This window comes from Bifidobacterium sp., from assembly GCF_051876855.1.
Taxonomy (GTDB): Bacteria; Actinomycetota; Actinomycetes; order Actinomycetales; family Bifidobacteriaceae; genus Bifidobacterium.
On the sequence record NZ_JBJEIH010000104.1, the window covers coordinates 14063 to 24501 of the forward strand.

Here is a 10439-nt window from a genome sequence, read left to right on the forward strand (position 1 = left end):
CTTGACCATCTTGACCGGTCCCGCCTTTGCCATCATCCCCGGCGGATTCCACAGTGACCCACCCTTCGCAGGCGGGCACGAACACCGCCTGCCCGGCTGAAAGCACGCGGGATTCCTGTTCGCTGGAGCATCGCACCATCCCATGAGTGCACAACACGATACGCGGCTTGTTGCGCCCCTGATCCACACGCCCCAAGGTCAGCTGCCGCAACAACGCACCATAGCGCCGATGGACCCTGTCCATCACCGGCCACGCCTGGGCGTGCGGACCGTTGGTGCCGTACGCCAGCATGAACTGATCGATATGCGGCCGGTACACGATGAGGTTGCCGTCACGTGTCGCCATGTCCCCGAACTGCGCATCGGCAGGATCCACCGGGGCTCCGGGCTGACAGTTGAGCGTATGCAGCAACCGTGGAATGTCCTTATGCTTCACGGTCATTCCCGCTCTGAGCACATTGTCTGAATTGTTCATGATTTCAGCGGCCATGCCATGGATGTACGCGTGCGGAGTCCCGGCGGGGATAAACACGGATTCACCCTCCTGAAGCGAGACCGGGTTGAGCATCAGCAATGTGAGTACGCTGGGGTCTCCGGGAAACGCCTCGGCGGCGGCGAGCGCATGCCGGAACGCGAGCCTGGAGACAGAATCGCTGACCCGCAGCGAGGCGTACCGCAACTGCGTTTGCAGGTCGTCCGTCTTGGCGGCGGTAATCGCCGTATAGAAGGCACGGAAAATGCGTCGACGCGAATCAGGCCAGACCATCGAAGACACCGGCATCATCGCATCAGCCTGCTCGAACCCTTCCGGCGTTTGTCCGATGCGCATGGTCCGTTCGGTCAACGCTTCGACCATGCGCGATGCAAGCGGATGGCCGACCATGCTGAGATTACGCAACATGAAGCTGATGGTGCCGAAGCCGACGGAAGCGTGGAACGGCTCCAGGGCGACGACCATCTCGCTTTTCGCTTCGGCGTCATGGAATGAGCGTTCCGGGGCGTCCATCGCTATACCTTGCGCGTTTTGTGCGTTGAACCCTGCGCGCGCTTCAAAATCCACAGGATGCACCTGCAACGACAGAGGGATGCGTGCAGCGATGATTTTGAACAGGAAAGGCAGTTCCGGGCCAAACTGCTCGGAAACGCGCCGCCCGACCATCGCTTCAGGATGGTCGCGAATCGCCTGCGGCACCGTAGTGAACGAACCGTCCGGGGCCTCGAGCCGCGAGGGCGACTGCGGGTGCCCGCTGAACCACATTTCGGCGAGCGGCTGGCCGTCGTCCAGCATCTGCGCAGGCAGCTCGTCGGCGAACAGGGTTTGCAGACGGCTGTAGGATCCCCACGCATAGCGTTTTGGGACTGGACGTATCACATACACGGCTGTGGCAATCCTTTCTTCCGGCGAACAACACCTTATAAGGTTACCCCGCACGTTATGGTAATGGTATGAAGTTGGCTCCGATTTTCGATCCGGCGGCCCGCAGGCCGTCGCCCAAGCCCGTGCGTGTCGACCTGAGAAAGGTGTTCCTCATCGGTACGGCGGTGTGGATGGCGGCATTGATTGTGTGCGCTATGCTCCTCGCATTGCATGTGCCCGCACTCAAGGAACTGGTCGTATGCGTAGCCGGCGTGCTCGTCGGAATCATCCTACTCGTCTGGGAACATTTCGACCGTTGGGATTATCGCAGGCTCGGAAAATAGCCGTTGCGCCACCTTCCCGCTGTTGCGACGGCGCTGACGCGAATCGGTAAACAACGACGCAGGAAACTCACGTATCAAGAACATCACCGGTACCCGCGCCCCGGGTGCCCTGAACATCCACAGATTATGTGCCCGGCCTGCCCGTTTGGGTCAGGGTAGTAGATTCAGGCTGTCACCATATCCTGCGCAAGCGGCAGCGACATCGTAAACGTGCTTCCCTGCCCGGGAACGCTCCATACCGTCACATTGCCGTGATGGGTCAACGCCACATGCTTGACAATCGCAAGCCCCAGACCGATGCCGTGCTCGGTCCGCTCGTTCTGCTCGCTGCCACGATAGAAACGCTCGAACACGCGCTCCTGTTCTGCCTTCGGTATGCCGCACCCGCGGTCGATGACGCTGACGGACGCGTGCCCGCCATCCTGCGAGCGCTTGACCGAGACCGCGACCGTCGCGCCTTGCGGGGAATACCCGATTGCGTTTTCGATGAGCTTGCCCACCGCGGCCTTGATTTGATCTGATTCGCCGTTGATATCAAGGCTGTCGTCTCCGGACAGTTCGATCTGCACTCCGGCTTGCTGCGCCTGCTCGAGATGGGATTGTACGACATCGCGCAGCTGGTCCATGACATTGATCCGGTTATGGCTCGAAGGGGTGACAGGCTCCTGCGAGCGGATGAGCAGCAGCAGATCGGAAACCATATGCTCCATGTGTTTGCACGCGTGTCTCACTTCGACGGCCTGCCGCCTGACCGACTCACGGTCAAGATCGTCATGCTCCAGTGAATCCGCAAGACGCTCCAACGCTTGCGAAGGCTCAATGAGCTGTTCAGAAACGTTCTGGATGAAGGATTCTCGGACTTGGCTGAACCGAATCGATTCGCTGACATCATCCAGCAGCACGACGACGAAACGCGCGTTGATCCTGCCGACAGTGACTTTCAGCCAATTCGGCCGCGACACGCCGTTGACGACCCTGACCTGCTGCAATCCCGCTTCCTGCGCCGACTCCCCATTCGGCCCGACGATACGCTGCGGGACGGTCTGCGTGGTGATATCCAACTGTTTGCGTCCGCCGGTACTGCGCACTTCATGGACCGCCGCGAGAATATCCTCGTTGCACAACGACTCGTCCCGTACCACACCGAGCGTATACGCGGCGGCGCTCGCCCTGATGACGTCATCGTGGTCGTCCACCACCGCGGATGCGACCGGAATCATCGCCAGAATCGCTTGTGTGGAATCCTCAAGGTCTTCCCCGTCTTGCTGTCCCTGCCGCTGGTCCGTGCGATGCCCCAGTCCCAGAAAACCGCCTTGTGGGTGGGAGGTGAGCCGCCGCAACGGATTGACCCCATGACGAATATCGTCCAACGTCACAGCGATGACGGCAGCCACACAGGCGACGATCGTCACCGCGACCACGCAATACCATACAGTCCAAGATGAGCCCATGTGGCCATTGTCGCACAGTTTGCGGTGGCGATGCCACACCGAGACGACACCAAGATGAACCGCAGATGAACGGTTACATGAATTCTGTACGAACCATCGCCAACCGCGCCCCGCTGATGTGGCATTCCGCGCGTGTTGCGAATAAACTGAGAGAAGTGGCGACTGCGGCAACAGCATCCGATGACCAACAAGGAAGCGTGCGCGACCGCTCACGCAGTGAATGGAACAATCCCGGAAAGGCAGAGCAATGCGCGTTATTTTCAATGAGGAGATGAAAGCCGTCGCCGACGATCTCGATCGTATGGCGCAAGACGTCCGCAAGGCGATCAACGGCGCTGGGGATGCGCTGATGAACGCGGATATCGACAAGGCCCAGGCGGTTATCGACGGCGATATCGAAATCGACGCTTTGGAGTCCAGCATCGTTGACCAGTGTGTGAGGCTGCTGGCTAAGCAGAACCCGGTGGCGACCGATTTGAGAGTCGTCGTCTCCACCTTGCGCCTGGCTTCGACCTTCGAGCGTATGGGCGACCTGGCCCGGCATATCGCGGAGGCCGCCCGTCGAGCATACCCGCAGAACGCACTGCCTGAGGAGTCCCGTGAGGTCTTCGCGCAGATGGTTGCGTTCCTGCGCAACACGGCTGACCGCATTGTGGACATGCTCGCGGACAGGGATACGAAGATCGCGGAGAGCATCATCCTCGATGACGACAAGCTTGACCAACTGCACCATCAGACCTTTGAACTGGTGCTCTCGGACCAGTGGAACGGCACGAAGCAGCAGCTCATTGACGTGGTTCTGATCGGCCGCTTCCTCGAGCGGCTCGGCGATCACGCGGTGTCCGCCGCGCGGCGCGTGGTGTACATCGTCTCCGGCTTCGATCCGAGCAAGGACCCCGGCCGCGACGAAGACACGCCCGTCGTCGACCTGTGACTGGAACCGCTGAACAGCGGGTGCCTTCAATCAGATTCTGAAGCAGGTGGGCCTGCGCCTCATATGGGGGCGCAGGCCCACCTGCTTTATGCGCGGCTGCGCGTATGTACAGCCGTACACGTATAGCTTCGTTGGCACCTTCCCTATTACCGTCTCCTACTGTTGCCCCCGCAGATACTGTTGCCCCCACAGAATGCAAGTACCCGCGCCGCCTGATACGGGCGACGCGGGCACTTGCGAAAGAATCCAGGCCTATGCCTGCAAACCGGACTTACTTGCCCTGGTTGGCAACAGCGGCGGCACCGGCAGCGGCAGCCTCAGGATCGAGGTACTCGCCACGCGGCTTGATCGGCTTGAAGTTCTCGTCCAGCTCGTACAGCAGCGGGATAGCGGTCGGAATGTTGACCTTGGCGATCTCTTCCTCCGACAGGCCGTCGAGCATCTTGACGATGGCGCGCAGGGAGTTGCCGTGAGCGGCAATCAGAACCGTCTTGCCAGCCTTGAGCTCAGGCTCGATGGCGGACTTGAAATACGGCTCGACGCGCTTGACGACATCCGCCAGGCACTCGGCTTCCGGAACCGGATCGCCGGTGTAGCGCGGATCATGGTTCTGCGCATACTCGTCGTTCGGATCGATCTCTGGCGGCGGGGTGGCATAGGAGCGGCGCCACAGCATGAACTTCTCGTCGCCGTATTCCTCGCGGATGGCCTTCTTGTTCTTGCCCTGCAGCGCACCGTAGTGACGCTCGTTCAGGCGCCAGCTGCGCTGGACAGGAATCCACAGGCGATCGGCTTCGTCAAGCGCGTAATTCGCGGTGTTGATGGCGCGACGCAGCAGGGAGGTGAACACGATGTCCGGAAGGACGTTCTTCTCCTTGAGGAGCTGGCCACCGCGCTTGGCTTCCTCGACGCCCTGCTCGGTCAGCGGGACATCCACCCAGCCGGTGAACTGATTGGTCTTGTTCCATGCGCTCTGACCATGTCGGAGCAGTACTAGTTTGTAAGTCATGGTTTCAGTCTAGCGCCTCGGCCTCCCAAATGCGGTCCTCTTGCGCGAAGTGCGGACACGGCCGCCCTCACCCGTTGCGCAACCATGTTCCAGCGCGTCGATCACACGAGAAACGCAGCCGCTGCAAAGACCAACGAGACCGACAGGGAACCGAGCGTGCACAGGGGCAGGGCACGTCGGTAGTCGACACGGCTGATCGCATCGCAGGCGGCTATCTGGACGATGCACATGAACACGCAGACCGCGATGATGACAGGGACCGACACGAACCATCCGGCAACCTGGGCGATGGCGAGAATCGAAGCCACGACCAACAGCGCATCGGCGAACACCGTGCCCCACGTGCGGTCGAGCGCTGTCATCCATGTATGTTTGCCATGCGCGCGGTCGGATTCGATATCGCGCAGATTATTCACGCACAATACGGCGACCGCGACCAGCCCGTTCGCGGTTCCCGCGCACACACCGCCTGCCGTGACGCGGCCGGACAGCGCGAACATCGTGCCGCATGCCGCCACGAGCCCGAAGAACACGAAGACGAAGACTTCACCCAGATAGTGGTACCCGTACGGGTGGCTTCCTCCCACGTAGCACCAGCCGGCAATCAGCGACGCCGCGCCGACCGCGATGAACCACCAGTACCCGGTCAGCGCACATACCGCAAGGCCGCAGGCGCAAGCGAGCACGGCATTCACGCCCGCAGCGAACAATACGTGTCTGGGAGCGACGCCGGAAGCGACCAAGCGGGTTGGTGCGTTGCGACGGGAGGCGGGAGCAAGTGGTGTGCACGGCTGAGGCATTCCGGGCTGGGCTGAGCCGGACTGGACGATGTCGGACTGTGCAAGGTCGGGCAGTGCTGCACCGGGGTGTGTGTCGGTCTGAGCCGCGTCGGATTGCACTGCGCCAACCCGCGAGTCCGATTTACCGAAATCAACGCGGTCGGAAGCAACGGACGCATCCGTAGTATCGACGACACCAGCGGCACCCGTCACGTCAGGCTCTTGGGATTCTGCGATATCGTCCGCGCACCTCGCATCACGCCCCACGTCAGTGCCACGTAGCCCGTCGGAATAATCATTCGCGAAATTCGCCGCGATCTGCAGGAACAACGCCACGCCCATGCACAACAGCATCACCGCAAGGAACCGCGGATCATACGGCGCGCCGGACACACTCGCAACAGCGGCGCCGGTGATGACCGGAGCCACCGCCAAAGGCAGCGTTTTCGGCCGGGCTCCACGAATCCAATCCGCGAATTTCATCTCTCTCATACCTCCTCCCTACTCCTCTGCTCTGACGAAATCGCCGATTAGCAGGCCATCAACTATAGCCGCTGTTGCCGGAGGAGGCAACGGTGCAAGCCACGAAAACAGCACGCCGTCAACCCCAACACCCGTCACCGTGTGAGGATCGGCTCGCACAACACAGGCCTAACAGGCACAATCGGCCATCACGGGCACCCATGTCCGGCATGATGTGAGGATTCGCTCACACAATGAGGACTTGAACGCGAAAATCACACGCTGCCAACCCCAACACCCGTCACCGTGTGAGGATTGGCTCACACCATGGCACCTCAATCAGTGGGGTCCGAGGCAATCGGCACGACAGTCCGTCACCGTGCGAGGATTCACTCACACAGCACAGGCCTAACAGGCGCAATCGGCCATCACGGGCACCCATGTCCGGCATGATGTGAGGATCGGCTCACACAATGGCACTTTGCCTTGCCGGACCAAGCGTCATCAGCACCCGCATGCCGAGTTTTGTGAGGATCGGCTCACACCATGAGGGCTTGGAATCAGCCGTCAGACGACCCGCCGAAAGCCCTGTATTGCAAATCAGCAGCAACATCGTCACGCACGTAGGAGCGATCACGATGTTCATCGGACGAACACGACAGCTGCAAGCCCTCAACCGCATGCGGGACACCGACAGCTTCCAGATGATGGTCATGCTCGGCTGGCGAGGGGTCGGGAAAACCGCACTGCTCGACAAATTCTCGCATGACAAGCATGCGCTGTACTTCACCGCACGCCAACAGGCGACAGCGAACAATCTTCGCGATTTTTCCGCGGCGGTATTCGCATTTTTCAATCTACCCAACAGCACCCCGTCATTCGCATCATGGCAGAACGCGTTGTCCTTCATTGCACAACGCATCAGCAACCGCGACGAACGCTTCCTGCTGATTTTCGATGAATTCCCATATGCCGCGATGGCTGACACTTCCCATTACTACGCGCTATTCGTAAAGACAGATGAGCTGGCGCAACAAGCGCGCGAAATGAAAGACAGCGGGCTCTTCACCGTCGTGTCCGCCCGCGACATGCTCGAAAGATGACAAACGACCCGGCCTTACCCACTGAGCATTGATGCCGGTTCAGAATCCTCGAGAATCCTCAAGAATCCTGAGCCGGCACCAATGCTTGGAAATCCGGAAACCTACGAAACCCTGGAGTTCAGAAATCCGGAGGCTTACTGAAGATTCAGCGGCTTGGTCAGCGGGAAGGTGATCGTTTCGCGGATGGTCGCGCCGGTCAGCGCGATGAGCAGACGATCGATGCCCATGCCGGTGCCACCGGCCGGCGGCATGCCCACACCGAGCGCCTCGAGGAAGTCCTCGTCGATGTCCATGGCTTCGACATCGCCGGCGAGCGCGTCTTTGGCCTGGGCGACGAACCGTTCGCGCTGGACCACGGGATCGTTGAGCTCGGAGTAGCCGGTCGCCAGCTCGAAGCCACGCACGTACAGATCCCACTTCTCCACCACGCCGGGCTTTGAACGGTGGGACTTGACCAGCGGGCTGGTCTCCACCGGGAAGTCGCGCACGAAGGTCGGCTCGTACAGCTTGTCCTCGTAGAAGTGCTCCCACAGGTGCTCGACCAGCTTGCCGTGGTTCTCCACGTCGTCGCGTTCCACACCCAGCTTGTCGGCGATCTCGCCCAGGTGCTCGACCGACGTGCCGGGGTTGTCCGGCCCGCCGTTCGGAACGATTTCCTCGCCCAGCGCCTCGGAGAGCGAATCGTACATGCTGATGGTCTTCCATTCGCCGCCGAAATCGTATTCCTCACCGTTGAGCAGCGTGACCTTCGTGCTGCCGAAGGCGTCAAGCGCGGACTTGACGATGAGCTCCTTGACCAGCGCGGCGATCGTGTCGTAATTGCCGTACGCCTGATAGGCCTCGAGCATGGTGAACTCGGGGGCGTGCGTGGCGTCGACGCCTTCGTTGCGGAAATCGCGGTTGATTTCGAACACGCGGTCGATACCGCCCACGAGGCAGCGCTTGAGGAACAGTTCCGGGGCGATGCGCAGATACAGGTCGATATCGAAGGCGTTCATATGCGTCGTGAATGGGCGTGCCGCGGCGCCGCCGTGCACGGTCTGCAGCATTGGCGTTTCGACCTCGAGGAAGTCATGGCCTTCGAAGGTGTGGCGCAGCGAGGAAACCACGGCGGAACGCTTACGCACCATATCGCGAATGCGTTCGTCGGCAATCATGCCGATGTACGGCTTGCGGGTGCGCGTGTCGTCGCTCAACTCCTTATGCAGCGCGGGCAACGGCTGCAGGGCCTTCGCCGCGATACGCCATTCGCTGGCGAAGACGGACAGTTCGCCGGTCTTCGAAGCGATGACGCGGCCCTTGAGGAACAGGTGGTCGCCCAAATCGACCATCTGCTTGAACTGCTTCAAGGAATCCGCACCGATTTCCTTCTTGGAAATCATGCCCTGGATGGCGGTGCCGTCGCCTTGGGCGAGCTTGACGAAGCACAGGCCGCCGCCGTTGCGCAGGAAAAGCACGCGACCGGCGATGCCGACGACATCCTGCGTCTCGTCACCGGCGTTGAGCTTGCCGTCGTACTTGGCGCGTACCTCGCCGATAGTTGCGGTCACATCGACATGGACCGGGTACGGCTGCACACCTTCCTTGAGCATGAGCGCGCGCTTGGCGACACGCATCTGAACCTGCTCGGGGTGTGCGAGCGGGCCGAATTCCTTGTTACTCGGGTCGATCGCCTCGTCAAGGCTCTTGCCTTCATCGATATTGGAGCGGATCTTCTTGTCTTGCTCCAGCAGAAGTTCTGCATGTTCGACGGTCGTCATGACCGGCGCGTCTTCAGTATGCTGGGTATGCTGTTCCGCGGCGTCTTCCGCGGATTGTTCAGGGTTCGTCATGCACCCCAGTGTATCGAAGTGCCAATACACAACGCGACACACCGATTTGGCATTGTTCTGCAATTGCTGTATGATAGCGGACGTTGCCAAAACGGGCTGTAGCGCAGCTTGGTAGCGCGCTTCGTTCGGGACGAAGAGGCCGCGGGTTCAAATCCCGCCAGCCCGACCATCAAAGGCCAAATCATTGGAATTCCAGTGATTTGGCCTTTCTTTTTTCGGTTAATAGGCCAACTGCGAGTCCAGCTCCACACAAACTATCTACGCTGGGAGAGCCGCCAGCGCAACCAGTTTGTACAGTGATCGGCCAGGGGGTATCTGTATGCGGTTGGGGCGCACACTATAATGCCACTGAGCAATAGCGCAATAAAGAATGGACTTTATATGGACGGCCGTCAGTACCAGTCATCCGGTTCGCAGCCCTATGGAATCCGTCCTTCGGGATCGAACCCGCGTGGCGCTCAACCACAAGGTGCGCCGACTCAGGGGGCGCAGCCCCTTTCGGTGTGCGGCGGAGGCAACAATCCGAGCACCGTTGCCTTCTTCTGTCAGGACGGGACGTTGGATTATCGCAACAAGATCATGTTCAACACAGGGTATGTGTTGTGGGATCTGGGTGCTCGCGGCGACCCTTGGATGCTCGACGCGGCCAAGCATGAGCTGGCGCATCGTTCGATCTCTATCGCATGTGGTACGGTCCGCCCGAAGATTGCAGGAGCGCGGTATGAGGCGGTGACCAACGCCTACGCTTACCAGTTCATGGGCGTCAACAGCCAGCGAAACGAATATCATCAGTCCAGGCTCGAAGAATACGCGGCAGGAGATACGGAAATGGCCATCGCACAACAAATCCACGACGGCACCTGCTCCTGACCGCGGGGCTGCGTCTGGTTGCAAATCTGCGTTCTGTCGCGGAGTGGCGTCAAGTCGGCCACCCCACCTGCGGAATGTGAAAAACTCGAGCAATATGCCGTTCCCGGAGAGATGTTGAGAGAAAAGTCTCAATATCTCCCATAGAAGCGCGATTTGGAGATTTATTAAGATTCCACGCGGGTTGTCCGATATCGTCGGCAATCCAGAATCGTTGATATTCCGGGATTTCCGACGACCGTCGCACGCCGCTCGGACCACGCTGAATCTCAATTTCTCGCGGAATCTGCTTTCGGACGCG

At 60.2% G+C, this 10439-nt stretch carries 10 protein-coding genes and 1 tRNA gene; 5 read left to right on the forward strand and 6 right to left on the reverse strand.

Annotation, left to right across the window (positions count from 1 at the left end):
• Positions 1-1372: mannose-6-phosphate isomerase, class I (gene manA, locus ACI38B_RS06955; protein WP_439730108.1), on the reverse strand; the 1372-nt coding region annotated here is incomplete at its 3' end.
• 74 nt (positions 1373-1446) lie between these two features.
• Here manA and ACI38B_RS06960 point away from each other — a divergent pair.
• Positions 1447-1701 carry a DUF2530 domain-containing protein gene (locus tag ACI38B_RS06960; RefSeq protein ID WP_015450886.1) on the forward strand — a complete coding sequence of 85 codons (255 nt, stop codon included), beginning with the start codon at positions 1447-1449 and terminating at the stop codon, positions 1699-1701.
• A 164-nt stretch (positions 1702-1865) separates the two neighbouring features.
• On the opposite strand, the gene ACI38B_RS06965 is transcribed toward ACI38B_RS06960, so the two are convergent.
• Positions 1866-3152: a sensor histidine kinase gene (locus ACI38B_RS06965; protein WP_439730109.1), complete on the reverse strand. Its 1287-nt coding sequence runs from the start codon at positions 3150-3152 to the stop codon at positions 1866-1868.
• A gap of 247 nt (positions 3153-3399) precedes the next feature.
• On the opposite strand from ACI38B_RS06965, the gene phoU reads away from it, so the two are divergent.
• Positions 3400-4086, forward strand: a complete 687-nt coding sequence (gene phoU / locus ACI38B_RS06970) for a phosphate signaling complex protein PhoU (RefSeq protein ID WP_439730110.1) — start codon at positions 3400-3402, stop codon at positions 4084-4086.
• 271 nt (positions 4087-4357) lie between these two features.
• Here phoU and ACI38B_RS06975 read toward each other — a convergent pair whose 3' ends face one another.
• Together ACI38B_RS06975 and menA are read right to left on the reverse strand one after the other, a co-directional pair.
• Positions 4358-5095: a phosphoglyceromutase gene (locus tag ACI38B_RS06975; protein ID WP_015450890.1), complete on the reverse strand. Its 738-nt coding sequence runs from the start codon at positions 5093-5095 to the stop codon at positions 4358-4360.
• Positions 5096-5196: 101 nt separating this feature from the next.
• A complete protein-coding gene (gene menA / locus ACI38B_RS06980) occupies positions 5197-6366 on the reverse strand; it encodes a 1,4-dihydroxy-2-naphthoate octaprenyltransferase (protein WP_439730111.1) in 1170 nt (389 codons plus the stop codon).
• Positions 6367-6974: 608 nt separating this feature from the next.
• Here menA and ACI38B_RS06985 point away from each other — a divergent pair.
• Positions 6975-7439 carry an AAA family ATPase gene (locus ACI38B_RS06985; protein ID WP_439730112.1) on the forward strand — a complete coding sequence of 155 codons (465 nt, stop codon included), beginning with the start codon at positions 6975-6977 and terminating at the stop codon, positions 7437-7439.
• Between the two features lie 134 nt (positions 7440-7573).
• Here ACI38B_RS06985 and lysS read toward each other — a convergent pair whose 3' ends face one another.
• A complete protein-coding gene (lysS, locus tag ACI38B_RS06990) occupies positions 7574-9199 on the reverse strand; it encodes a lysine--tRNA ligase (RefSeq protein ID WP_152571390.1) in 1626 nt (541 codons plus the stop codon).
• A gap of 164 nt (positions 9200-9363) precedes the next feature.
• Between lysS and ACI38B_RS06995 the strand changes: the two genes are divergently transcribed.
• A tRNA-Pro gene (locus tag ACI38B_RS06995) sits at positions 9364-9440 on the forward strand.
• A 389-nt stretch (positions 9441-9829) separates the two neighbouring features.
• Positions 9830-10141, forward strand: coding sequence for a hypothetical protein (locus ACI38B_RS07000; RefSeq protein ID WP_439730113.1), 312 nt, complete (start codon positions 9830-9832; stop codon positions 10139-10141).
• A 49-nt stretch (positions 10142-10190) separates the two neighbouring features.
• On the opposite strand, the gene ACI38B_RS07005 is transcribed toward ACI38B_RS07000, so the two are convergent.
• The coding region (locus ACI38B_RS07005; RefSeq protein ID WP_439730114.1) for a hypothetical protein at positions 10191-10439 on the reverse strand (249 nt) is incomplete at its 5' end.

Bases quoted from the DNA above. Each gene is read 5' to 3' on its own strand.
- lysS (WP_152571390.1), bottom strand. From the start codon at position 9,199: ATGACGACCGTCGAACATGCAGAACTTCTGCTGGAGCAAGACAAGAAG.
- ACI38B_RS06975 (WP_015450890.1), bottom strand. From the start codon at position 5,095: ATGACTTACAAACTAGTACTGCTCCGACATGGTCAGAGCGCATGGAAC.
- ACI38B_RS06985 (WP_439730112.1), top strand. From the start codon at position 6,975: ATGTTCATCGGACGAACACGACAGCTGCAAGCCCTCAACCGCATGCGG.
- menA (WP_439730111.1), bottom strand. From the start codon at position 6,366: ATGAGAGAGATGAAATTCGCGGATTGGATTCGTGGAGCCCGGCCGAAA.
- ACI38B_RS06965 (WP_439730109.1), bottom strand. From the start codon at position 3,152: ATGGGCTCATCTTGGACTGTATGGTATTGCGTGGTCGCGGTGACGATC.
- ACI38B_RS06960 (WP_015450886.1), top strand. From the start codon at position 1,447: ATGAAGTTGGCTCCGATTTTCGATCCGGCGGCCCGCAGGCCGTCGCCC.
- phoU (WP_439730110.1), top strand. From the start codon at position 3,400: ATGCGCGTTATTTTCAATGAGGAGATGAAAGCCGTCGCCGACGATCTC.